General features: G+C 38.5%; 25 protein-coding genes and 1 pseudogene. 2 read left to right on the top strand and 24 right to left on the bottom strand.

Features of this window, described 5'->3' with window-relative positions; genetic code table 11:
* Positions 1–141: 141 nt before the first annotated feature.
* The 12 genes and pseudogenes from KKG99_17360 to KKG99_17415 form a co-directional block, all read right to left on the bottom strand.
* A pseudogene (locus KKG99_17360) lies at positions 142–1002 on the bottom strand (type I restriction-modification system subunit M).
* A gap of 469 nt (positions 1003–1471) precedes the next feature.
* Positions 1472–2887 carry an ATP-dependent helicase gene (locus KKG99_17365; GenBank protein ID MBU1014766.1) on the bottom strand — a complete coding sequence of 472 codons (1416 nt, stop codon included), beginning with the start codon at positions 2885–2887 and terminating at the stop codon, positions 1472–1474.
* Positions 2884–4626 (bottom strand): ATP-binding protein, encoded by a 1743-nt coding sequence (locus KKG99_17370; GenBank protein ID MBU1014767.1) that lies wholly within the window; start codon positions 4624–4626, stop codon positions 2884–2886. The genes KKG99_17365 and KKG99_17370 overlap by 4 nt, the downstream gene beginning before the upstream one ends.
* A 281-nt stretch (positions 4627–4907) precedes the next feature.
* Positions 4908–5663, bottom strand: coding sequence for a hypothetical protein (locus KKG99_17375; protein ID MBU1014768.1), 756 nt, complete (start codon positions 5661–5663; stop codon positions 4908–4910).
* A gap of 383 nt (positions 5664–6046) precedes the next feature.
* Positions 6047–6679 carry a hypothetical protein gene (locus tag KKG99_17380; GenBank protein ID MBU1014769.1) on the bottom strand — a complete coding sequence of 211 codons (633 nt, stop codon included), beginning with the start codon at positions 6677–6679 and terminating at the stop codon, positions 6047–6049.
* Positions 6680–6759: 80 nt separating this feature from the next.
* Positions 6760–7260, bottom strand: a complete 501-nt coding sequence (locus KKG99_17385) for a hypothetical protein (GenBank protein ID MBU1014770.1) — start codon at positions 7258–7260, stop codon at positions 6760–6762.
* 5 nt (positions 7261–7265) lie between these two features.
* The gene (locus tag KKG99_17390) at positions 7266–8006 is read right to left on the bottom strand and encodes an endonuclease (GenBank protein MBU1014771.1); all 741 of its coding nucleotides are present in this window, start codon (positions 8004–8006) and stop codon (positions 7266–7268) included.
* Between the two features lie 9 nt (positions 8007–8015).
* Entirely contained in the window at positions 8016–8477 is a 462-nt protein-coding gene (locus KKG99_17395; GenBank protein ID MBU1014772.1) for a hypothetical protein, read from the bottom strand.
* Positions 8478–8585: 108 nt separating this feature from the next.
* A complete protein-coding gene (locus KKG99_17400; protein MBU1014773.1) occupies positions 8586–9188 on the bottom strand; it encodes an HD domain-containing protein in 603 nt (200 codons plus the stop codon).
* A gap of 10 nt (positions 9189–9198) precedes the next feature.
* Complete coding sequence (locus KKG99_17405) at positions 9199–9699, bottom strand: ORF6N domain-containing protein (protein MBU1014774.1); 501 nt, start codon at positions 9697–9699, stop codon at positions 9199–9201.
* Between the two features lie 12 nt (positions 9700–9711).
* Positions 9712–9915: a hypothetical protein gene (locus KKG99_17410; protein MBU1014775.1), complete on the bottom strand. Its 204-nt coding sequence runs from the start codon at positions 9913–9915 to the stop codon at positions 9712–9714.
* Positions 9916–10051: 136 nt separating this feature from the next.
* On the bottom strand, positions 10052–15307 hold the full coding sequence (locus KKG99_17415) for an AAA family ATPase (GenBank protein MBU1014776.1): 5256 nt from the start codon (positions 15305–15307) through the stop codon (positions 10052–10054).
* A gap of 290 nt (positions 15308–15597) precedes the next feature.
* On the opposite strand from KKG99_17415, the gene KKG99_17420 reads away from it, so the two are divergent.
* Together KKG99_17420 and KKG99_17425 are read left to right on the top strand one after the other, a co-directional pair.
* Positions 15598–15849, top strand: coding sequence for a mobilization protein (locus KKG99_17420; protein ID MBU1014777.1), 252 nt, complete (start codon positions 15598–15600; stop codon positions 15847–15849).
* Positions 15850–15898: 49 nt separating this feature from the next.
* Complete coding sequence (locus tag KKG99_17425) at positions 15899–16375, top strand: hypothetical protein (GenBank protein MBU1014778.1); 477 nt, start codon at positions 15899–15901, stop codon at positions 16373–16375.
* Between the two features lie 68 nt (positions 16376–16443).
* Here KKG99_17425 and KKG99_17430 read toward each other — a convergent pair whose 3' ends face one another.
* The 12 genes from KKG99_17430 to KKG99_17485 form a co-directional block, all read right to left on the bottom strand.
* The gene (locus KKG99_17430; GenBank protein MBU1014779.1) at positions 16444–16824 is read right to left on the bottom strand and encodes a hypothetical protein; all 381 of its coding nucleotides are present in this window, start codon (positions 16822–16824) and stop codon (positions 16444–16446) included.
* Positions 16811–17122, bottom strand: coding sequence for a hypothetical protein (locus tag KKG99_17435; GenBank protein MBU1014780.1), 312 nt, complete (start codon positions 17120–17122; stop codon positions 16811–16813). The genes KKG99_17430 and KKG99_17435 overlap by 14 nt, the downstream gene beginning before the upstream one ends.
* Positions 17123–17136: 14 nt before the next feature.
* A complete protein-coding gene (locus KKG99_17440; protein ID MBU1014781.1) occupies positions 17137–18006 on the bottom strand; it encodes a hypothetical protein in 870 nt (289 codons plus the stop codon).
* A 96-nt stretch (positions 18007–18102) separates the two neighbouring features.
* Positions 18103–18297: a hypothetical protein gene (locus KKG99_17445; GenBank protein MBU1014782.1), complete on the bottom strand. Its 195-nt coding sequence runs from the start codon at positions 18295–18297 to the stop codon at positions 18103–18105.
* Positions 18298–18355: 58 nt separating this feature from the next.
* On the bottom strand, positions 18356–19762 hold the full coding sequence (locus tag KKG99_17450) for a hypothetical protein (GenBank protein ID MBU1014783.1): 1407 nt from the start codon (positions 19760–19762) through the stop codon (positions 18356–18358).
* Positions 19763–19810: 48 nt separating this feature from the next.
* Complete coding sequence (locus tag KKG99_17455) at positions 19811–20218, bottom strand: hypothetical protein (GenBank protein ID MBU1014784.1); 408 nt, start codon at positions 20216–20218, stop codon at positions 19811–19813.
* A gap of 46 nt (positions 20219–20264) precedes the next feature.
* Positions 20265–21020, bottom strand: coding sequence for a DUF945 domain-containing protein (locus tag KKG99_17460; GenBank protein ID MBU1014785.1), 756 nt, complete (start codon positions 21018–21020; stop codon positions 20265–20267).
* 420 nt (positions 21021–21440) lie between these two features.
* Complete coding sequence (locus KKG99_17465) at positions 21441–21821, bottom strand: hypothetical protein (protein ID MBU1014786.1); 381 nt, start codon at positions 21819–21821, stop codon at positions 21441–21443.
* 21 nt (positions 21822–21842) lie between these two features.
* The gene (locus KKG99_17470; protein ID MBU1014787.1) at positions 21843–22115 is read right to left on the bottom strand and encodes a hypothetical protein; all 273 of its coding nucleotides are present in this window, start codon (positions 22113–22115) and stop codon (positions 21843–21845) included.
* Between the two features lie 72 nt (positions 22116–22187).
* Positions 22188–22349 (bottom strand): hypothetical protein, encoded by a 162-nt coding sequence (locus tag KKG99_17475; protein ID MBU1014788.1) that lies wholly within the window; start codon positions 22347–22349, stop codon positions 22188–22190.
* Positions 22350–22663: 314 nt separating this feature from the next.
* Positions 22664–24256: a DUF4942 domain-containing protein gene (locus tag KKG99_17480; GenBank protein ID MBU1014789.1), complete on the bottom strand. Its 1593-nt coding sequence runs from the start codon at positions 24254–24256 to the stop codon at positions 22664–22666.
* A 494-nt stretch (positions 24257–24750) separates the two neighbouring features.
* Positions 24751–25212: a hypothetical protein gene (locus KKG99_17485; GenBank protein ID MBU1014790.1), complete on the bottom strand. Its 462-nt coding sequence runs from the start codon at positions 25210–25212 to the stop codon at positions 24751–24753.
* Positions 25213–25508: the final 296 nt, after the last annotated feature.

Genomic DNA, 25508 nt, shown 5'->3' on the forward strand with positions numbered 1-25508 from the left:
AAATCAAAAGTTTTTATTATGAAATTTATTTGGAAATGCAAAACGAAATATGACTTTACGTGGAATTGGAGAAATATTCCAGTTCTTTTCAAAAAAGGGAATTTCTATTGGGTGAAATCGCAGCTATGTTTCCATTGGGCCCAGAATGATGTTGTAGCGGTCTTTCTCCTGGACATCCGCCAGATTCTCGGTCAGGGTGTTGGTGTGGATGATGTTGGGTGCCTCGATGCCATGCAGGATCATATTCATGATGGCGATAACATAAGCCAGTGACTTTTTTTCCTTGCCGTAAAAGGTCTTTTCCTGAAGAGCCTTGATGTCCCCGGTGGTGAGATTGGCACCAGATTTCAGATAATCGAAGGACTCGCAGAGAAAGCCCGCCGAACCGCAGGCACCGTCATAGATGGTCTCGCCGATTTTTGGGGCGACCACACTGACCATGGCCCGGATAAGGGGACGCGGGGTGTAATACTCACCGCCGTTTCGTCCGGCGTTGCCCATGCGTTTGATCTTTTCCTCGTAGAGCGCGGAGAGTTCGTGTTTTTCCACCTGGGACCGGAAGGTCAGTTCGTCGATGTGGTCGATGATCTCGCGCAGGTTGTAGCCGCTGGTGATCTTGTTTTTGATCTCCCCGAAAATCTGGCCGATTTTGTATTCGATAGTGTCCGGCCCGGTGGCCCTTTGAGTGAAGCCGTGGAGATAGGGAAAGAGCTTCTGGTTGACGAAATCACGGAGGTCATCACCAGTGAGGGCGGCATTGTGGTCCAGCTTGCCATCTTTCCCTTTGGGTGCGGCCCAAAGTTCCCAACGGTAAGGTGTGTCGAGAATGTAGGTGTAAGTTTTCCCGCTCAAGGCGGCTTCATCGGAACGGTCCTGCTCCAGACCGTCGAGGTATTTCAGAAACAGGAGCCAGGAGGTCTGCTCCGTGTAATCCAATTCGCTCCCACATCCCGCCTCTTTCCAGAGGATGTCATCTATATTTTTGAAGGCTTGTTCAAACATCAGCTTATATTTTTTCCTCTTGGGGTTGTAATCCCAAAACCCCGGAATGTTCCTAACTCATACAAAGCAGTATGATAGGGAATAATTGTCGTAAACTCGGGTAAGGCATCTTGCCAAGCTTCATTTTTACCCAAACCCTCAGAATTTTGGTTATAACCGAGATTTACAAGTAAATACACCCTAAGTTGGGGTAACCCCAACATTCGTGTCACCAGCCGCAAATCGAAATTGAGTTAGACCGAGGCTCCTTTTTTAAAACTCAGAAATCACATGTTTTTCTTGTGTCCAGAATGACGGGGAAAGTGCCTGGGATTCCTAAAACCCGAATGTTAGTTTTATGGTAAATACTAACATTCGCTTGGCTTTTTAGTTACCGGAAACATAAATCAACCGGGGGGAAATTCCGGAGCTATATTTTTCAAAACGGAATTTCAACCGGACAAAATCGCAGCTATGTTTTCATTACCCGTTAAGGGAGAATGTTTTTGTTTGAAAAAACGGTTATGGATTTTGCGCCTCGGGATAAAGCCACGTATAAATTATGGGAATTCATTCCATCAGCGTCAAGAATAAATACATGATCAGCTTCAAGGCCCTTCAGTAGCAGCGTGGAGCCAATAGCTTTCGTTGGGATACGACGATCACCTTGATGCCGTCGTTGCTCTCGAATTATTTCAGCCGATTGCCTTATTGTTTTGTTAGAATCGCCGATACTAAGCGAAACGGCACTTTTAAGAGCTGAAAAAGCTCCTTTTCTATAAATCCTTGTTTCTGAACAGAGTTCAAGACAACTAAGTAAGTTATCTATAGAATTATTATCTCCTTGTTCCACCACACATTTTACAGCTATCTCTAAAGCAGTTGCTGGTGTCCGGTTCCGACTCGCTAAAATAGTGGCCACTCGTTTTAACAAATATTCTTTCCTGATCCCTGTCATCATAGTTGAAACTGAGTCTATAACATGGCTTGCTAATTTAACCCCATTTGAGGTATCAAACTTAGAAGCGTCATTTAAAATATCTTTCAAATCTACAGGTTCAACCACATCAATTCCAATCGCTGTGCTAGCAAAACGATGTCTTAAATCAGCCTTATAAGGATTACCAATAATTAATAACGAATCAGAGGCGGCATTTTTTTTTCTGATTTGATACTGTACGTCAATCTGATTTTTTGAGTCAGTTTGATAATTACCAGTAAGTTGATGCCATTGGACATATTCCGGGCAACTCAGCAGATCAATTGGGTTGCCCTTATTTAACAGATTACGACAGTTTATAATCCAACGACCTAAATTCGGTGTCCCAGCGTTTATCCATCGCCAAGGCGTGTTAAGTTCACAAATTATTGGAAATCTCGCTTGAACCCCATTAACCCAGCATGGCATAGGATCACTAAAATTAAATATGCATTGCATTGGATCACCGAAAACAATAGTCGGCAAAAACTCTGAAATAGAACAAATTAATGCATGTTGATCAGAATTGCAGTCTTGATATTCATCAACCAATAACCGTGAATATGTTGATTGAATAAGATCAGATATATGACCAGAATCAATGTACTTATTAACCTTGCGACGCAACTCAGGATAAAAAACTTTAGGAGTATCAGGAGTTGCGACAACATTACATGACCCAGGAAACATAGTTGATATTCGCAGTGCCCAACCGTCAATTGTTGCAACAACATATTGATAATTTGGTACACCAAGGCGCTTAAGTCTCGATTTTAATGCAGCGACTCCAGCTGTAGTATGAGTTAATACCAGAAACGGCTTGTTAGATGTGGAATTAAGAGTTTCCGTTATTAAATGTGTTTTGCCACATCCAGCTGGAGCAACAATTAAACCCCGGTGAGACGATAAGACGGCTTCTACTGTCATAGAAAACCACCGACAGACTTAGCCCAAGCAAATAATTCATTTATTGGTTTAGTAAGTAATTTTCCAAAATTTGAGTAGTGTGGTGCAATAATTGAGCGAGCAATATTTTCAGCTGGTTCAATATCTTTATACCAAGCACCATTCTTACTTTTAGCCGCTTTCGATAATATTGTTCTCATCGTATCTTGAAATTTAGTGCGGCAATCTTCTAAATTAAAACTGTTTCCAGAATATTTCTGAATATTGGAATTTATTGACTCACGCCCTTTTCGTTCGACGGCCAAATCAATCAAGGCCGGTATTACGACCTCGGGACAGGATTTAAATAAAGCATCTTCAGTAGCGTTATTCTCTCCCCATTCAAAAATTTTGATCCCTATTCTTTTCGCTTCGATTGTTTCTTCTATTTCTTCCTCTTGTTTATCAGAATCTTTAAATATGGCAGTAGGATATCCTAACATATTAAAGATTTTAGCACGTTGGAACTGTGTCTGTCCTCCACCATCCGCCCAGTATGCACCATGCGCTTGAATGCTCATGTGGCCTTGATCTTGGCAATAAAGATCAATACCTTTAACAATGCCTATTTCTGTTTTACCTTCGCAGACAATGACAGACCGACTAAAAAAAGCCTCAGCACATACTCTTAATGTACTTTGTTCTTCATTACCGCCAGTTAGTGTGTGTATATAATGAGAGCAATGGGTATTTGGAGGGGGAAAAGGGACTATACCAACCTTTCTAACAACATGAAGTTGTTCTGCTTTAAGCTCACGTAAAACATAAGGGGAATGTGTTGTAATAAAAACTTGTTGTTCCTGCGATTCATCTTTAGAGCCCAACTCATTAAGTAATCTTGTTATCCTAAATGGCTCTAACCCATACTCAGCCTCATCAACTATAAGTATTTTGGAGATATTTGTACACTTTTGTAAGCCACTGATCAATAAACGCGACGAACCTGTCCCTAACTGCCTCAGTGGAGTATTGTCATCGTTGTGAAGACTTATTGCACCATGTGCAAGCGACACGCTATTTGCATCAAGTAGCGCCTTTAAATCACCAACTGAAACCCCTAATTTATTAGCGATATTTTTTACTTGAATCAACACAGCATTAATTCCCGCAACCTCGCCACCAGAAAAAGCTTCACGAGCTTTCCGACCAAGTTGGGCCAATGTCAATGACGCGTTGATATTTTTTTCGGATAATTTATTCAAGATGGATTTATTTCCCCACGCAAAATGATAGTCAGGGGCTGCACCAAGTCTCGCTGAAGATATTAACTCACGGTGTTTCCATTGCAACCTGCGTTCAAGACCATCAGCCACGGCTCTTTCAGAATAAAGCAACCAATCGGGTTCTAAATCTTCTCCAACGGTCAACTTCACTGTTAATACAACTTCTTTGCCAGATAGAGGTTCATCTACTATTTCGCCCGTGGCAGAGTTAAAACCCCTTAAGAACATTCCATAAGCCTCAATATTTTTAAGTTGGTCATCTAATGCACCGATGGTAACAAATATTTCGATTGGGTTTTTTGTATTGAGTTGGAAAAAGTCGGAATCAGTGAAAGGATATGAACGTCTTGCTCCTATGGCTAAATCAATCGCATCAAGAACAGTTGATTTTCCTGAATCTCCCGAACCAATAAGACAGTTAAGACCTGGTTTTGGAAACCAAATAAGTTCGTTAATGACCCTAAATCTTTTAATATGAATATGTCTAATTTGTGCCAAAATAATATACCTCTTATTGGTTATTTCAACTTATACCATTTCGTGAGCTACCCCATGAACGTTTAAAGTTAATTCTCTGATTCTATCCATCTCACTCGATAGGTCGTACATAAAACATGTCCAATAGAGGGAGCATGTTGGAGAAGAGTATAGCCTTAATATTTGAATTCAGTGATCTCTTTTGTTGTTCGAGTTTCAGCCTCGTTTACTGACCCACGCGGCATGCTCCCTATACCACCAGTTGTCAGCTTGAATGGTCTTAGGATCATTGGCGTCAATCTTCAATATTTCTCAAAATTAGCAGAAGCATAGCCGTCTTTATCTTCGCAAATTGGACAAAGTTCTGCTTCCTCTCCGTATTCGCAAGACGAAAATATATATGGTTCTTTGCACCACTTGCAATCCAACACCTCCTCGGCATACCCACAAACAAGACACTTTTCTTCATCTACGTCGAATGCTTTGTTGTGACATGAGGTGCATTTAATGACATAGATATGTTCATCACCATCAATTTTTTCATGCGCCTTTCGTAGCAAATCCTCATAGAATTCTGTGTATTGTCGGAGTATCCGCCAACTGCTATCCTTTAGGTGGGCAGCCTTCCATTCAAGATGTAAGTGATCATCCGCAAAGCTAAATATAAATGAAAGGACTTGGCCAACAATGGTCTTGGCTTCATGCTCAGTAATCGAAAATTCAAAATGTTCGATTTCATTTCTTTTTTTTCTGGCGGTGTCTATAGCATTCAGTTCATCATTAGAAAATTGGATATTGCAAATTTTTTGTAACCGTTTTAATGCTTTTTCTGCTCCCACGGTAAATGCATCCGTCGAAGGGTATTTGTCTATATTATCAAAAACAAAAGCAGGATGTTTTCGTCGAAGAGTTTCTTTAAAAAGCAACTCAACAACATGTGCGATATCAACAATAATCCGCTTCCAATCTCCGGCACAATTTTTGTTGACAGGCCCCATATGTTGGATTGCATGCTCTAATGAATCGTTGGCATTTTCTATTAAATTGAACTTATGCATATGAAAGCCTAACCGCTTCGCGCGATAGGTGCGCGCATCGGCTGAAAACGATGGTATGTAAATTGAAACTGATTAATAATTCACTTGGCCAAAATACATATAGTGTGAAAATCTGTGGATCTAAAGCGCAATCAAAACATACAGATATATTTCGAATTTCACAAGTTTTTCTAAGTCGGAAGTCCTAATGATTCAACAAAACCCATGGTAAAGAAAACGAACGTATATTAACCTCTTGATCAATTTCACATTAAGGTCTGATTTGCAGTGTTTTTGAGTCAAAAAACGCAGTCAATATTTCAAAATTAATTTAAAGGGGTGGTTTCTGGATTTTTAAACTTAAAAAATACATGATATCGGCCTGTAAAATATTACGTGGTTTCTTATTTTGATCCACAAATTCCACCACATGCCTTGCATGGTATCCCATTCAATTTCAAGGCCTCAGATAAAGGGATTTGTGTGCAACTTTTTTTACATTTGACAGCCCATCTACATTTTGAGCAATGGTATGTTTTTGATTTGAAATTAAAAACTACATCCTCACCGGATAAATTGCCCTGTATTTTTTGTTTTTTAAGTTCAAAGCTTTCCCTTTGCATTTTTACACGGTCGGCCTCTCTTTGTTTGAGCCGGTTTATCTCCGCATCTTCCTCAAGTTGAGCGTTTTTAAGCTCAAATAATTTATTTTTATCTGCTTTCAGAAGCCTATAAACATTAAACCTACCGTCTTTTAGGATTTCGGTATGAGTCATCTGGGTCTCAATAGGTACACAGCCGAGATTGCTAACGTGAATGTACTTTTCAATTTCTGAGACCCCGTTTTTATATGAGAGATTACGCCCCTCTTCCTCAGTTTTCACATTAGAAGCGATCCCAACCGAAAACAGAACGTCCCCTTCAAGCCAAGAACTCATTTCAGTCCAAAAAGGTCGATTGTCGTCTGCATAAGTGTATTGTATGGAAAAAAAAACAAATGTTAATGCAAGAACTTTTGTTGCGAATGATCGAAACATGTTTAATCCCTTGTAGACAGTTGGTGAAAGAACCTTTATAAATCTTTCGAAAGCACCTTAACCCGATTTAGTTTTATATTTCAAACCTTATACAAATCAGCGTTGGAGACTTTCCCTCGAATCATTTTATCCCAAAGGTCTCTTTTTATTTCTAATTCAATGTCGTCCCATTTGATAAGCTGAATGCCCGCCCTCACATAGTCGCCCTTTGATTTCATGGCAGCATAATTTTCATGAAGAGTGACGATATGTACTTTTTCACATTCAATGACTGTTTTAATAAACTCTTCCGGGTCATTTATGTTGCCTTCAAGGTGTTCTTTTACAAGCTGCGTTAATTTGGTCTGTATGCGTTTATAATGTTCCAGCCTCAATTCATTGTTAAAATCTGATATCGCACGGTCTGAAACCATGCCCGTAAACTTTCTTATCTTTCTTTTAAGCCTTTCAGACGCTATATGGGTATACCACGCTCTGGCTGATGACGGGGTAACTCTCGGGCGTCGAGCAAGCCACATTATTTCTTCATAAACCCATTCAAGTTCTTTTTGAATCTCGGATTTGATGTATTCAGAAGCCATAAGAACTATTCTTTGCACTCTCTTATCACAAACGGATTTATATTCCCCTGAATAGCTTTGATCCTCTGGGCTCGTTCACACTCCCAGGCGTCAACCGGGTCCTGGGCGGACCAGACTTCAAAAAGTCTCTGGTTTTTCTTTGATATGATCCCATGACCAGGGTAAGCCTGATCCATATAAAAATAGGTCCGGGCAATGTCCCCCCTTATCTCTGGAGCTGGTTCCACTTTTCGGTCCTGGACCTCAAAATCACACGCCCCATACTCACGGGGTTCACCAGGTATTTCTGCGTAACTGTAGTTTGAACGATCTCCGTTTATTTCACCTAATGCCGGTACAAGATTGTATAGATCCGCCTCCATGAGGCGAAATTCGTTTGAAACCTTCCGGGCACAGTTCCTGCCTTTGAACGCCCTACCCTTCCGATCCACACAACTTTCATGGCCATCACGCCATTGGGGAAATGATCGGCCAAATGCCTCCGCCGGAACGACATGCTCCCATTCAATCCTTTGAGCCCGTTTGTTGCTCCGCTTCGAGGTGTATTTGTCAGAAGGGATGATTGATTTGTCTTTATTGAAAATGCAGCCACAATAGAACGTTTCCCGGTGATCAAAATAAACCTTTTCCAACAATATCTTCTTGGATTTGGAAAATGAATCATTATTGATATTCCCTCCAGCCATGGACATTGAAGGTATCAATATGGAAATTAATAATATGAGTCGATATCCGATCCAGGTCATCCTTTCCAACTATCCCTTCTTTCTCGTTCGTTTTTTTGACTGTTTGAGTCTGGCTAACCGCTCCTTAATTTCAAACAGAAGGCGTCTTTGTTCTTTTTCGCCCATCTTTTTATACATCCGTGAGTTCGGGGGCCTCTGCCATCGGTCGATAAGGCCTGAACCGACACCCATGATCTTTGCAAAGTCATCATCCGTTACGAGGATACCTGTCCTGGCTCTAACGGCAGCACGTACCCGCTTGAAGACTTCGATCTGCTTATCCGGTTGGTGGACCTCAATTCCGAGGATTGTATTTTTGGGCTCCATGAATTTGTCTTTTATGGAGTAAGCAACAACAGGAATTCCGTGTTTCTTCACGATGCGGTATATCGTGCTTTGCCCGTAGCCGGTCATGGTGACAAGCTCTTTAATACTGTATCTGCTTATGTCCTTGATGCCCATAAGCTTATCAATAAGGGTTTCTTTTCCCACTTGTTATCCCAAGTTTTAATCAATTAGGGGTAACCCCAACCATCGCACTAAAAAGCGCAATCTGTCATCTTACCCATCACCAAACTATATTGAATAATTGCAACAAACTTACTTGATGGCCGATATATCTTCAAACTCAAGCTGATTTGTTGTCGCGTGAAGCAAATCGTTTAAAATGCTCTCAGCTATTTGCCAATTATAATTTGGTTTTACCTCTTTCCCGGATGATACTTTTTTATGAAAAGCGGTTTCAAGATTTTTCCTTACTGCTTTTGAATGCTCCCCTACCCCCTCCTGGAAGATAAAAACAATTGCATCCATCATGTCTGCCAGCTTAAAAATAATATAAAGCTCTGGTTTCTTTTGGATTTTTCCTCTTAGATTAATCAACCAGGGCGCAATCTCTTTTTCAATTTCTTCGATCGGATTATTTATTTTCGAGATCTCTTCTATCCTTCTTTTCAAGGGAGATGCCAGATCGCCCATAAGAAGTTCGGGCGTATCATGCCACATGGCATATTCTAACAATAAAAGCCGTTCAGAATCGGTCAGGGGATCAGAGGGTATTTCTTTGGCCATCTTATTGACAAGCATACTTACAATATAATGATGTTCAGCCAGAGTCTGATTTCGTAATGTCCGGACACTATGCCACCGTGTGACATGGCCTGCCCGAGAGATATCTTGTATATTAATTTTCGGTATCGGCATTACGGTTTCCTTAAAAACCTATTTTCCTTTTATTCTCATCACTCTTGGTCGATAAAATCTGATCAAGAGCCTCAAACACAATATTAAACCGGCCTTCTGTTTGTTCTTTAAATTCGGCCAATTCGTTCCTTATGTCTTCGTTATCCAAGACCACCCTTCGGAGCTTGTTGAAAATCCTGACGGCTTGGATATTAATGTCAATGGCTCTCTGGCTGTTTAAAACACTGGAAAGCATCAAAACCCCATGCTCTGTAAAGGCAAAGGGCGGTATTCTTAAACCCATCTTGTCATTGGAGGTCGCAAATTGCGACCTCCAATTTTCGAACTCATCTTTTGACAATTCAAACATAAAATCATCAGGGAACCTGTCCATATTTCTTCGAACCTGTTCTTTTAAACGCTTGGTTTCAACACCATATAGTTCAGCCAAATGCCGGTCAAGCATGACTTTTTGACCGCGAATCGTAAAAATCCTATTGGCAATGATATCTTCAGAAACAATTAAATCCATTGGGAATCTCCATTAAAGATGATGAATCACACACGTGGCAACTCCGATGACATTTAATCCCAGATCCGGATCAATCGGTTCACCTTCGGCATCCCTTTTCCCTACTGCCAAAAAGACCCGGCTTTGTTTAACCCCATAACGCCGAAGGACCCTTATAAAGCTCTTAACATGTTTGATTTCGTTGCCCCGTGCGGGTCGCCACGTCACATCTACCATTTTCGAACAACCCTGGCAACACGATGAAACGGGTTTGGGCGTGGCCACATCAAGGGATGGATTGGCCGGATAATTTTCAAACCATACCATATCATCTATATTTATTTTATGGCCATCACAGATCCTGCCCTGCTCTTTAAATGCTTAATCCATACCCATTATCTTTCTCTTTTTGGGCTTCCTGGCCAATGCCCTTCACATGCTTCAACTGCTCGTTCCAGTCCTTACCAATTTCTGGAGCATCCCGGACAATGCGATGGGCCTTATTTTCACTCATCGCGGCAATATCCTTGGCGAACAGTTCGCCATCTTTCCCGTGATCAGTTGCAAGGATTATCACCGAATTATCGGGCATTTTATTGATCGCAGCTTTTAGAAGCTCCTGCTGTTTTTCGTTCATCCGACCACCGAAACTGATATAGCGGGTATGTTCGTCTCGGTTGATCTCGTGATACGACAAAGCATCAATGGGTGCTTCAGTGATAACCAATCGGTTATCATGTTTATACGTATGGGAGACCCAAAGCCCTTTGTCACCACCCTTTGACATGCCCTTAAACTCATAATTGCGTTTTTCAAGACAGCACACCCCTTCCCTATCAATGTGTGGGAAAACGGCATTTTTATATGAATCAATAAAAACTTTTCCTTGGAATCGAGAATCAATTCGATCAATCCCCCGGCTTTTCAAGTACTGGTGGTCATTGCTTTCAACGGCCTGATTCATTTCGGCCAGGACAGATTCCCGGTCCTTCTTAACGGGTTGCACGGTTCGTTGATAATGGGTTTCCGGAACGATGGGTTTTAACGATTGCTCACCGATCCATGGCCGCAATTCTTTCCGGACTTCCCCGATACTTTTCAATTCATTATTTTGTACAAAATCAATGATGGAGCCGCCCTTCCCTGATGTCCAGCTTTTATAAACCCAATGCCCATCCTGGCCCCGGGAAATATTGATTTTATCGAAGTCAGTCCTCATAGTTATAATATTGCTGTAGCTTTCCTTTTTATCGTATGCGTATCCCTTATGCGCCGCATATTCGGAAAGATTGATTTCTGTTTTAAACCGCTCAAGTTCGTCCTTCCTGGCGCCAATAGACATTCCGCTCTGAATTTCTTTCATGGCAGACATAAAACCTCCTTTACCGTCTTGTTGGATGTGGGCATGCATCTCCTTTGCTTCCCGAATCAACTCCTGAGCTGTCAATTTTGTATCCTCCATTGGTTTTAAGCTTTCCACAACAGGTCTAACCTGTTCAAAAACTTCGCTGACGTTCTCTTCAACAATTTTTACGGGACCCGTTTTAATGTTTTGAGCATAATCAAGGGCAAGATCCTTTAAGTTGTCACGGCTCATTTTCTCAAAAAAATCATCTTTATCCTTGAATCCTGTTTTTCCTAAACAGCCATACATCGCCACATTTTCTTTGTGCCTTGTTAAGGCGACATAACTTAAGTGCTTATCAAAATGTTTTGTTGCCAGAACATAAGATTTATCGACAGTCACACCCTGTGTTTTATGAATTGTAGAGGCATAACCATGGGTAAATTCATCGTATAATTTGGGTGAAAATTTGACTGTTTCACCTGAATTATCGAGGACCACCGTTATAAAATTTTCATTAAGATCAATAACCGTTGATAGAGATCCGTTTTTCACGTTCATCATCATATCGTTTCTAAGAAACATAAGGCGATCACCACGGCTAAAATCCTTTGTTGAGGATTTCTGCGATAAAATCAATTCATCGTCAAGGTGGATGAGGTTTTCTTTTGTGTCGTTGGTCTTGGTTACATATGAAAAAGAATCCCTATCAATGAGGCCCCTATCGAGCAAGAACTTTCGTGCTCTTTCATTTAATTCATCAACATCCTTACGCCTAAATGCGAACATATGATGAATTTTTGAAGGTTCAGCCTCAACACCCTGCATCCAACCCTTTGACACGTGTTCCAGGGCGGTATTGTGATGTGAGGAAAAATGAATGTGACGGTTAGATAAATATCTTTCTAACGCAATCTTCACATCACTCTCTGATCCGGACAGCTCAATTGTTGCTTTTTTCTGCCAATCAACCTCTTGACGTATTACTGTGTTGAGTGTGGCATGACCGTATTTGTCAACAAGCCCCTTAAAGGGGGCACCATAGGCAATGGATTGTAGCTGTTGATAATCACCCGCAAGGATTATCTTTGAATCATAAGCTGCGATTAGTTTTAATATTTCTTCCATCTGATGAGTACCGACAAGCCCAGCCTCATCCAATACAATGATGGATCTGTCAGTTAAAATGATTTTTCCCTGGCTTACATCTCTCAAAAACTTATAAATTGTTGTACTTTTTATACCTGTATCTGTTTGAAGATTTTCAGATGCGATACCGGACAAAGCACAGCCTTGTACATCGTACCCCTGGGTCTCGTAAGCCTGTTTAACGGCTCCTAATAGATAGCTCTTACCAGTTCCCGCATAGCCTACAATATTTGATATATTCGTCCCGTTCGCTATATGAATTAACGCCTCTAATTGATCACCATAGAGTTTGAGGTCATTGTTAATATTTTCAATAATCGAATCATTAATTTTAAAGGTTTTCTTTGAATGTAATTCATCGGCATGCCTGAACATATTCATTTCTTTGTTAAGAACGTCCAGCGAAGAATAAAGCGGCATATTCTTATCGTTGTAGCCGACTTTAACGAGTTCAGAACTATTTAAAATAGTCTCTTTCAGGTCGGGAATCCTTGCATAACTTTTTGCGAATTTATGAATATCACTTTCTAAAAATACCGAATGGTGGCGTGTCAGATATTTGAATATAACATTCATATCCTGTTCATTGAGGTCATCTTTTAATACAATGTCGTTTAAATCAACAATTCGACTTTCAGGTGGTTCAATATTTCGAAGATACGCATAATCACTTACAAGATTTTTGTAACGAGTCTGACTTAATATTTCTTTAAATTGGCTCTTGCTTTCAAAACACCCATTTTCAGGATAAACAGAATTAAACCCGGCATAAAGATGTGCATCTTCCCGGTGCCTTGTTAAGGCTACATAGGATAAATGTTTATCACATTGAGTGGTTATGAATGAGTAGGTTCTATCAACTGTGACACCTTGTGTTTTATTTATTGTGGCAGCGTAGCCGTATTTAATGTGATTGTAATCGTTGATATTGAAAACAACCAGTTCGCCACTATCAATTTGTACGGTAATTGAATTCTTATGAATCGATTGGATTGTACCGATGGTCCCATTTTTAATTCCATGACCATCATTTTTTGTGAACATGATTCTATCGTTGATAGATAATTCAATGACATCTTGTTTTGTATCGAAATCAAAATCCTTATTTTCCGCTTGTTCGGTATTAAAGAGTTTATTAAAAAATCCCTTTTTAGAATTTTCTTTTTCCTGTTTATCAAACAACCCTTTCTTAGATGATCGTTCTTGAATTTTAAACATATGTGATTGCTTGCCAAGGCAACCAAGTTCTTTCATTTTCTCTCTGGCCATTAAATTCAATTCTTTTACATCGTCATTTTTGAATGCAAGAATTAAATGTGAATCATTCTTGTTTGATTCAATACTTGCTGACCAATCTGAAACCAAATTCAGTTTGGCTTCAGCAAGTGATGTTTGGTAATGAATTTTACCGTTATCATTATAAAGATCGATTCCAGCTAAGACATTATCACGAAGATTAGAAGAGAGATTAATTGTCGCTTGTTTTTGCCATTCATTCTTTTGTCGAATGACATTTTGCATACGTGATGTATTTACTTGATCAACAATACCCCTAAACGAACCACCAGCTGCCATTGCTTGTGTTTGTTCTCTATCGCCAACAGGAATAATTTTTGCCCCAAAGTAATTGGCAAGGCCGACTAAGTTTTGCATTTGTTTGGTGCCGATCATACCAGCTTCATCAATAACAAGAACCGATTGATTAGACAGTTTTAATCGGTTATGCGATATATCCCAAAGAAGTCGCGTTATTGTTTTGGATTGAATACCTGAGCTCTGATGTAACCCTTCTGCTGCGATACCTGAAATAGTGGCCCCTATGACATGATACCCCTGGGCCTCATATGCATCGTTGATCGCACCAAGAACATAACTTTTCCCTGATCCAGCGACACCTTCAATACACGATATATCGGGACCATTAATAACTTCATAAAAGACACGTAACTGTTCATCGGTCATGGTCCTCTGTGATGCCGCTTGTTCTTGGTATTGTTCTTTTACGGTGTGCGTGTATTTATTGTGAAGAGCGTTAACTTTTTTATACATGGCCTCTTCTGCAAGCATCATATCACGCGACGTGTAACGCTTCACATTGTTGTGGTCGGTACCCAAATAGATAAGTTCTGAATTTTCAAGAATTGAATCACGAACTTTGTTAAATTGATTAAGACCATGACTATAAAGATTTGCACATTTTAATATGTCATATTCAGAAAACACCGCATTATGATTTGCAAGATGATTGATTGCAATTGTCGGATCTGTAATTATCCGCTTGCCGTTTTCCCTTGAAATTCGTTCATACTCGACCATTCGATCTAAGTCGCGAGTAGAATTATAATTCACATGCTTCTTTTGTCTTTTTCGAATCTTTGGTTCTATGTCTGAGCCTGGTGTAAGTCGAACCTCCTTTTCACTGCTTGTATCTTCAATATATTCGTTGTCGACTTCAGTTTGGACACGCTCTGTGTCAATCATCAGATCTAATTCATTATCAAAATCAAGACCCATATGTTTCATGGGTCCTTTATGAATCTGTGGTTCAAGATCAATGCCACGGTCAACATAACTGCGATGGTCAACAACGATGTCGAAACCAGCTTTTGAAAGATGTTGGTTTTGAACGTTGGCCCAGCTCTCACGCCATTCATTGATTAATGTTTTATTATTCCACGATCTATTTTTCTGACCGAATCCTTCCGGAGTGATATCACGAAGTGTTAAAAGAATATGTGCGTGTGGGTTCCCATCTTTATTGTGGATATTGATATCGGCAATCATGCCCTTTGAAATAAAATTTTCATTAACGTATTCACGGATCAAATTAATGTTTTGTTCCATCGAAAACTCAATGGGTAATGACACTTCGACTTCTCTTGCAAGTTGGGCATCTTTTCTTTTTTCAATGTTTTCAACTTCATTCCACAAAGCTTCTCTATCTGTGACCCATGATGGTGCATTTTCGGGAGAAAGAATTTCAGAATGCGCATTATCTTTTTTATTTGAATAATCAAATGATTTGCCGATGCTATCATCATGAAGCTGAACACACGCCCGATATGCTGCTGCGGCTACAACACTTTTACCTGCTGCCCTGCTTATTATTTTTGCTGTTAGATGATATTGGGCCATTTTAGAGAATCCTTAAGGTTCGACACCGCCGGAGGCCGCACACGTTACGAAGTAACGTATAAGTGCGCCCTTAGCTTACGCTCGGGTTCCGTTCGCTCCGCTCACTCCAACACAGTGAACGGTATAAAAATAGCTTGATTTTTCGATTTTATCAAGATATTTTATCAATACTAAAGGAATCGCTCCGCTCAACCTGTCCAAAGGGGGCAGAAGGGGAGAAAGATCGTGCCTGAATCCAAAATGAAAGGAAAATATCGATGGTTGACCCTAACGACAAACTAAAAGCCTTAATGCAAAAGCAAGAACAAATTAAAAAACAAATCGCCAGTGAACTGGCTAAACAAAAGACACTTGAAAAGAAAAATGATACGAGACGAAAGATTCTTGTGGGGGCTTACTTTCTTGAAAAAACAAATCCAGATGATATAAAGCGGTATATGGGAGCATTTTTAACAAGACCAGCAGACAGGGCTTTATTCGGATTAGACGAAAAACAAACCATCATTACAAAACCGGCTGAAACCCATGAATCAATCGAATGAAAAGAGCCAAGATAATATCCGCCAAAGAATTCTCGAAACAATCGTTGTTTTGGAAGAATATACACCAAAACTCGAACGTGTTGACAATTCAATCAATGAATTCAAATCAGCAATTGAAAATCAAAAAAATTTGATTAATCAATTTTTTGAAGCCCTTCGTATTGAATCTAATGATTTACACGATAATGTTTTAAATTTATTAAAGCGGACAAGTACCATTAAGCGAAGCTCAAGGATCATATTTTTTATATCAATTTTATTATTAAGTTTTTTTTGTGGGACCTTTATATCATTTCAATATTCAGAAAAATATTATTTCTCTGACCACAGATTACAAAAAATTAAAGATTTAGAAGCTGAAAGCTTACGAATTCTAAATAAATATTACGCAGATTTAAATTTGATCGATGAATTACAAAGCATGGGATGTGTGATCAACAAAGACATGTTACTTGCTCCAGCTTCAAAGGTAAAACACACAGGCGATAGTGAAGATAAAAAATTCAAAGGCGTTTGGCTTAAATAAGGATGGAACATATTAAAAGTCTCATCCTTATTTATTTTCCTACTGCCCCTTGGCCATTTAAAAACAAACTATAAATTATCAATCAATTCATTCATAAAATCATTCCATTTTTTATGGCCACTTTTTTCTTTTAATTCTTCAAGTTTTTGAATGTTTGATTCAGACAAATAATATGTTTTAGGCTTAAATCCTTGGTCAGTCATTTCTTTATGATATTCCCGTTGAGCTTCAACGGGCGATCTTTTAATTTTATGTTTTTTCCGTTCTCGTTCGTGCGCTATCAATTCACTTTCAGGTATAAAGAAATAATCCGTTGAATCATCTCCAACCTTACAAACCTTTCTTTTATTTTTAGTTTCGTCTTTATATTTTAAAAGACGAACTTTCCCATATTTCTTTGTGTCATACTCTTCGTAATGTCTAAAAACCTTTACGTCACTTTTTTTCATCTTCTTCGTCCCTGATATAGTTTTTAACGATCACCGAAACAAGATTTGAAACACTTCGACCTTCGTCTTTGGCTACTCGCTTTAACTTGTCCTGTGTTTCATCCGAAGGGTAAAAACACATTTGTTTCTTTTTTTCGTCCTCATGCACGTCCACTGGATTTTTGTTTTTTAAATATTCTTCAACAGCCCGTTCTATGATTCTTGCACTTGATGGACCTTTTGTATTTGAAATATGTTTAATCTTATCAGAATACGATTTCTCTATTGTGAAACATACTGTTGTTTTGTCTTTATCCATATAATCCCTTTTTGTTAAAACTCGTCTTTCCCATCTATGATTACACCCAGTTCTTTTGAGTACGGCAAATCGACAACAACAAATCCGTTTTTAATTTCATATCCTTTTTCAAGAACAGCTTTTACCGGACATGGGACAAGGTAATCAGTGAAGACCATATCATCTTGATAATGAATTTTTAAAATGGATAAAATATTATGACCACCATCAATTGTATAACAATACCATTCCGACAATTCAGGCGGCAAAGGGGAATTATATTTCATCCCAGGTTTTAGATACCCGGTTAAACACTTATTAATGATTTCTTGATTATTTGAGGATTTGCCTGATATGTTTGTTTGAGATTGATCTGCTTGAACTGGTTTTTTCTTTTGGAATATTTGACCCATTTTAAAAAGTTCATCAGATGAAAAGTTGAATATACCATCAAGGTATTTTATATAATCTTGTTGTGAATAATCTGTGGTTAATTGTTTAATTATAGTTTGATGAAAAAGTTTAATACATTTCGTATCTAATCCGACAAGTTTATTTGCTTTTAATATATTCCCATCGATTAAATGAAATGTGATTGCATTACCATGCCCGTTCATAAAATCATCAAGGATTGTTTGGTTTACTAATCGAGCATTAAAATTAACATCAATTGCTCCGAAAGGTTTTGGAAACGGAAAAACAAACACCGGTATCGGGACGGGTGTATTTGATTCAAAATAAGAATATGAATTAAACGAATTTTTAAACGCCTTTAATTCTTCGTTTGAAATATTTTGAAATTGAATCAACACGATCAAACCGCTTTGTGATAATTCCATCACAGCGCCCTCTTGGTTCGGTACAGCTCCTGGGTAAGGTTTCCCTACTTCAAAAACGGTATACATATTTAATCCTTCTTAAGATTGAAATGTTTATGTTGTTTTACTGAAGAACGATGTTGGATAAACATTTCATTTATACCAAAATCGTTCTTTTGCTCTTTAATCTAATGAATCTAAATCTTGTAATACCTGGATGCACAGTTGACGCAAATCATTGAGTCTTTTTATTTCTGATTGATGAAGAGCTATCTCTGAATCTGGATTATTGTTTTTTATCGCCATACGTTTCAACTCTTTTTCAGAATCGAGTGCGACACTGAATTGGCCGATCCGTTCTTGATAATCGTCAATCATTTTTTTTATTTTCATAGTGGCCTTTATCCCTGGACGAATGTTCGCCCAGGGCATCACGTTAATCTAAAATTTCTGATAGTTTTATTAGTTGAAGATATACATTTTCGTCAAACGGGGTTCTCCAACCGATTGCCCCGGCACCACCTGTTCGGATATTATTCCGTGACCAGTCGTCACCGTCCATGCCGTTGTTTTTAACGTACCAAATCCATTCTGAATCCACCACAAACCAATCACCGCCCCCGTAAATAGTTTGGGTGTCAAGATAAACGTCACCGTTAAGGATAATCCCTTTTTCTTGCGGGTACTCCCCTATTTCCTGAATATGCTTTTTAAGTTTTAATAGTTTTTCTTTTGACCTCTGAATGATTTTTTTTGCGGCTATTTCTTCTTTTAGGGATTTTGATTCTTCTTCGGTTGCTTGACGGCAACGGGCAAAATACAAATAACCTGAATCATCACCGACACCGAAAGAAAGGCCGTCATATTTGTAATATTGTTTCCGTGATTCGACAACATACAAGAATTCAGGATATCCGTTCTCTCTTTGTTTTTCCGTGGATTGAACGATCTCACCTTCTGCCCAACCATTACAATAATAACCGCTACCACCAGAAAGTTTAAAAGGGGCTTCAGCCTCTCTTTTTTGTTTTTGCTTTAATGCCTGATCACATGCAACATGCTCAAGAGATTTATTACCACTCTGGTATTTATACCGGACGTGATCACCGACATTCACAGGAGTTTTACATTTGGAACATAGCGCGATTTTTTCCGCGCTCCATGATTGGCCATATTTGGGTTTTTCTTCTTCTTTCTTTTTGGTTTCTTTGGCCAGATCGACCAGTGTTTTTAATTTTTGATCAAGTTCGGGATGGTCTTTTATATTCAGTGAAGACAGTTTATCAAGACCATTTTGATATAACCGTCCTTCTTTTGCTGCTGCCTCAACATACCCCAACCATTTTTCAATTTCAGTGATATTGGCTTGAACATTTGATACCGCCCTGCCCTTCTGCCAATTTGAAAAAATCCTTTTTAAGGATTTGGCATTTTCCAAGGGTATGACAAAGCATTTTCGGTTTTTATGTTTAAGACCGTCCCAAAACCCGATCTTATTCAAACGTTTTCCCAGATCCGAACAATACGGACCTTTAATTAAAACTGTTTCGTTGTCTATTTCAAGAGTGTAACCTTCTGGCGCTGTGAAGGTTTCACAGAACGTTATCCCTTCTTGTTTTTTCTGGGATTCGTTCAATCGATGATCAACTTTTTTATCCCATAAAGGTTTTACAAGTTCGGGAAATTGACCGGCAAGAATGGCCCGGCTGAAATCTCCTCTACCCATATTAAACTTACCGGATTCAAAATGATTGTTTGCGGCCGTTTTTGCGATGCTGGCAAGTTCCGGAATTTTTTTGTATAATTCAGGGTTCTTTAATTCTTCAATTGTGTATTTTTTCATAATGGTGCCCTTATGTTTTAAGGTTAAATACATTAAAATAATGTTAATTTATTTACAACCGGAATTTATGGATTCTCGAATTTTAATTATCAAATTTAAACTCTTTTCTCTGGTTCTTTTAATTTCATCCGGGTTGTTATGCCTCAACACAAAAAGACTAAGATACAGGTCATTCAGTAACGATATGGTATTCCCATTTTTTTGGGTATCTGATATCATGGTATTATCCTTTTCATTGCTGTGAGGGATTTGTAAATCGTCACCTGGAGGGTTGCAGCCCCCCAGGTGACAACCAAACGAAAGAACATCAGGGAATATATAAATACTGCTTGGTACAGTACGGCTGCCATGGTTGAGGTTTTTCAAAGTCGAAACCGTTAAATTTCCGAAAAGCATCAAAATTATTTTGATCACATGTCTATCCTGGGTATATTTTCCGGTGAGTTTAAAAGTCATTGTACCAGTCCTTTTTTAAGGCCCCCAAATGGGGGCCTTTTTATTTTTATTCGGCTGTTTTTAATTCGGCCATTCTTTCTGTCAGTGACCACAAGAGTTTATTCAACTTGATATCCTTATCAATTGAATTGACGGCTCGGGTCCTCTGGCGTTTTCCGGTGGCCTTGGATCTACCGGGCAAACCACCTTTCATAAGATTTTCTTGAACCACGTTAAATGTCGTCCAAAGGTCTTTCCCTTTGTCATCCATACGTCTATCTGTCAGAAGCCTATCAGCTGTCACAGGGGCTTTTTCAGGCTCATTGTAGGCGGCTTCAAGGGCTGTTATAGCAAAAACCCCTCTATCGTCAGGGGTTAGTTCAATGGATTTCATAAAATCGACCTGGTCGGCGATCATTGACGTGCTGGCAACGATTTTCTGTGCAGATTCTAAAAAGGCGTTACCATCAAAACCGATGTGGCGGTGGGAAAAATTCAACAAATCATTCGAAACCATCAACCCGTTTGAACATATTTTTCGCCAGATAGAGGCGATCAAATTAAAAGCGCATCCTCGGTCATGGCTATTATAAAGCACGATATCAACCCGTTCTTCGGGTGTGATAATCAGGTCGTTTCGCTGGAACCTGATCAGATGTTTTTGAAAACCTTTTTTTTCTTCTATCCGGACGTTGACTTCTTTGGCCTGGACCGGGACCCAACCATCACCCCGGAGAAGATCAACCACGGGCAGGGTCGGTACGAATGTGTATAATTTTGAAACCTCTTTAATCGGGGCGGTTGCGCCGATTGATGGGGCCATCTGTAGCAGTTGATCATTTGTCAAAGGGCTGATTCTGTCGCTTGCGTGTCCGAATCGTGTTCTAAATCCTCTTCTCATGTTTTTTGTCCTTTCGTTTTGCTGTGATTTTTTTGAATTGCTCTGGTTGCAGCCGTTGAACAATTCCCTCAACTTCATGGCTTACTATACATTATTTTAATATATAAAGTCAAGATAATAATAAATTATTATTGTTCCATGTGAAACATTTTATTATTAATAAAATCAACTACTTAAAAGTAAGTATGTAAATATATGCTATTATTACGGTTTATTCTATTTCAATATTCTAAGGGGGATTTTTTTCCCTACCGCCCTATTCTGGCAGGTCTTAAAAAAGTAAACCCCGGCCTTGTTTGGCTGGGGTCTTTGAAGGGATCAAAAATGCATGAAGTGGTTTGTCTATTGGGACCATTTGCCGGTTTTAATTTCATAATCCATGGCTGATCCGCAGGCACAACCAAAAACAGCATATTTTTCAACCAAGAGAATACCATCAAAAAACAGAGGTTTATTGCATTCCGGACAAAGACATTGAATACTATCGTTATTAATAAAAAACCCGTCTCGATAGCCCTGGTGCCTTTGGTAGCGCCGATAATCTCCTGTATCGGTATTAAGCCCGAGCCATGACATGTGTTCTGCATCTGTTCCAAAGCTTGAGCCTTTACAATTCCGGTGCAAACCTCTGATATATCCCTCCCAATATTCAAACTTTTCGGGTTCATGGTTTAAAAAGGTTTCAGCGGCTTTCATTTTTATTCCAAAGGTTTCACTGTCCATAATTATTCCCCTTATCAATTTTTAATTGATTAAAAATGTGGTGGACCGGTCAATAATGCTCTCGCGTCGTGTCCAATCGTCTTCGGTTGCCCGTTTACACGTTGTGTTTATGAGCTCGGAGCCAACCCGTTTCATAATATTTAAATTACCTTCTTTCTCTTCCGGGCCGACACAAGCGTGACGGTCTACATGAATGATTCTTTCAAGATGGCAGATTCTCCGTCTAAATTCTTCAACGTTAACGGTTTCAGGATTATCACCCATTGTCACATATACACCTTTAATTTTTGTCATTTATTTTAAATCCTTTTGCTGTGATATATTACAAAAGGCCCTGGGGAGTTGCAGCCCCCCAGGGCGTTTTTATTACCCTATTTTCAACCAGGAACCGGAAACCAACATTTCCTTTTGAATATTGACGATTTTAGTGTCTTTGTTATTTTCTAAAAAATCAAACAACAAGTCAAATGATGTGAAAATCTGTGTGTTTGCTTTGTAACCGGTCGTTTCAAGAACAAATCTAATCATGTTTGAATCCTTTCGTTTGCTGTGAGAATTTTTAAACTGTCCAGGTTGCAGCCTTTAACAGTTCCCTTAACTTCATGACTTACTATACATTAATTTAATATATAAAGTCAATAATAATATATTATTATTGTTCCACATGAAACATTATTTTCTATAATAATATCAGTTAATTAATATTAAATTAAACACACTGAAATATTGCATATTTTAAGCTGACAAGGGCATTTCTTTTCCCTACTGCCCTTTTACGCGGTAGTATATAAAAGATTATCCCTGGCCATGCTTGACCAGGGATATAGAGAGTGAGGTGTTTTTTAAGAGGCTATTTTCAAAAAGTGATTTTGATAGAAGAGTGATTTTTCATTTGAAATGTTTTTTTCGTATGTTTTTTTATCTTCAAAATCAATATCTTTAACGTCTTCAAATGGCTTACGGCCATAATCTTCAGGCAAAAAGTTTTTACTCTTGCAAGCCGTGATATTAAAGCGCCTTAGAATATCGTCGTTTAAGAACATTAGATGCATTGTACCTTTTTTATGTGTCGTGATCCTGAAATATGTTGATTCAATACCTGATGTTTGGCCGTTTTGATAGGCCTGGTCAATTGCTTTTCTGATAGACACATATTCTGACCGTCCATCGAAATAATTCATAACTTTATCGATATCGTCTAATTTCCTGGCCGCATCCCAATCAAGATACCACCGGCCACTCCAATCAATAAAGGCCTTGTATCCCATATTGACGATAACTCGTTTACCAACGCGATAGGCTTTATTTGTTTTCCAGCCATTAAAATAGTGAATGTTTTTTGTATGGAGGGTTTCGTGATATGCACTTTCAATGGTCAATTTTTGAAATAAATCCTGAACAGCTTCTTTTAAGATGTCTTCATAAGAATTGATCAGATTTAAAATGAACGTCCGGATATTGTTTTCAGTGAAATCCATCTGGGAATTATTCTGAAGTCTGACGTTAAATTCTTCAAGTTTTTTGACAGTCATGCGCTCTGCAACTTTGTCAAGGTTCAGGACCTTACGCCAGTATGCGACTCTTACTTTTGACACAAACGTGTTTAGTTTCTCCTGCATCAAAGCCGTCAGTTTTTTATTATCATTTACGTCAGAAAACCGGTTTTCTTCTTCACCTTTAATGCCAATCGTTAGATAATTGCTTACATGATGATAGTTCTTATAAAAATCAAGAAGAGACTGAGTTCCAATAGTGATGATGCGATTATAAACCAATACGAGATTGCCGATGGCGTCCCTATGGGCGATTTCGTTTTCTTCATGGGCGTTGCCATGGTCTTCTTTAATTGCATCCCCCAGGCCTTGGAATAGATCTGTTTCAATATCGCGTTTAATGTGGATATAAACCAGGGCAACTTCAACGGCTGTTTTTCTTTCAGCCTCAAGAAAAGCATCTTGTATAAATTCGATATCGGCGTTCAGATCGTTTAATTTCTGAACCAATAGTTTTCTTGAATTTGTATAAGGGTTCTTGATCGTTTCGGCGTTAATAAGACATACGATGTGCCCTGAATACATGATATCTATGGCCTTTAAAAGATGTGCGTCACCATTTGAAAACGGTGGGTTCATCATGATCAAATCATATTTATCAGGACCGGCATAAAGAAGAAAGTCAGAATCTATAACAGTTATTTTTTTGCCGTGGAGAATGGTTTGAAGCTGCGGATCTATTTCGATCGCATGAATAGTTTTGCTATGGTAATACCGAAAATTATCTTTAAGATATTCAATAATTTTTCCATCTCCGGCCTGTGGATCAAGAATATAGTTTAAACCACTTCTATCTTTTTGTGGTATTTTACTCCACATTTTGTTTATCATTTTTAGCGGAGTTGGATAAAAATCTTTGTTGAAATTGAAAATTGAAGCCATTTTTTACATCCTTTCGTTTGCTGTGAATTTTAAACTGTCCAGGTTGCAGCCTTTAACAGTCCCCTTAACCTCATGACTTACTATACATTAATATAATATACAAAGTCAATATAAATATATTATTAGTGTTCCACATGAAACATTTTATATATTATATAATCAGATATTTATAATTAAATATTTTTGAACTATTGAGTACTTTTATACACAGTAGATTTTTATGATCATGGGGTATCTCTCTTCCCTATTGCCCTCCCCTACTCCTCTTTTGATATCGTATTCCCCCCCGGCGCTGGTCCGGATCAGGTGTGTCCTGGCGTTGGTGTGGTATCAATACAAGCCCGGGCCATCGAGGACCTGGAGCTATTTTGGTATCATTATTTCAAAAAAAAAGCTGGTTGACCAATGGCCACCAGCTTGAATTTAACGCACTGATTATGTATATATTTTTAGAAAAATCGAATGCTAATTAATAACACATAACTAACATTCAGTTATTTCTTATTGATCCGCTCTTTATGCCTTTCAAGCCGTTCTTTTATTTCATAAAGAAGATACTTTTGTTTTCGTTCGGTCATCCGTTTAAATATTGATGTATTTGGATTTCTTTTCCATCGATTTACCACGCCACGGCCTACTCCCATGATTGAGGCTATATTTTCATCAGTTAATTCAATATCGGCTCGTTTTTTCACTATTAATTTTACATTTTCTATAAAATTATTTTGCTGATCTGGGGGGGCTGGTTTTAAACCAAGGATACTTGATCGTGGTGTGAGAAAGGCTTCTTTATGAGACTTTTTTAATGCTTTCTTAAATGATAAGCCATGTCTCTTTAAAGTCCTATAAATTGTTTTATAATTTATTCCTGTTAATTTAGATATTTCGTCAATTGTTAAAGATGATGTATCTATATTTCTTAATATTTTGATGGACGTTTTTTTTGTTGCTTTCAATTATTTGCCTGTGCGTTTTGTTTTGTAATGATATCCCATTGATCAAGGTTTTCAGTTTTCTAATCGAGGGTTTTTTATTCCAGGCCGCTACAAGTATCTATCAACAACATCTTTTTGCTTTAATAGTTCTAAAACTTTTTTTGTAAGGTTATGAACTATTGATGAACTCGTAAAAAGTAATTCAAGTTAAGTTACTGAAAAAATTATAAAATTGCAAATTTAACACTTGCCTTTTTCATTGAAATTTGATAAAGAAGTCTAATATTATCAATAATATAAAGGCAATTTTTATGATC

The organism is Bacteroidota bacterium, assembly GCA_018816945.1.
In the GTDB taxonomy this organism is placed as follows: domain Bacteria; phylum Bacteroidota; class Bacteroidia; order Bacteroidales.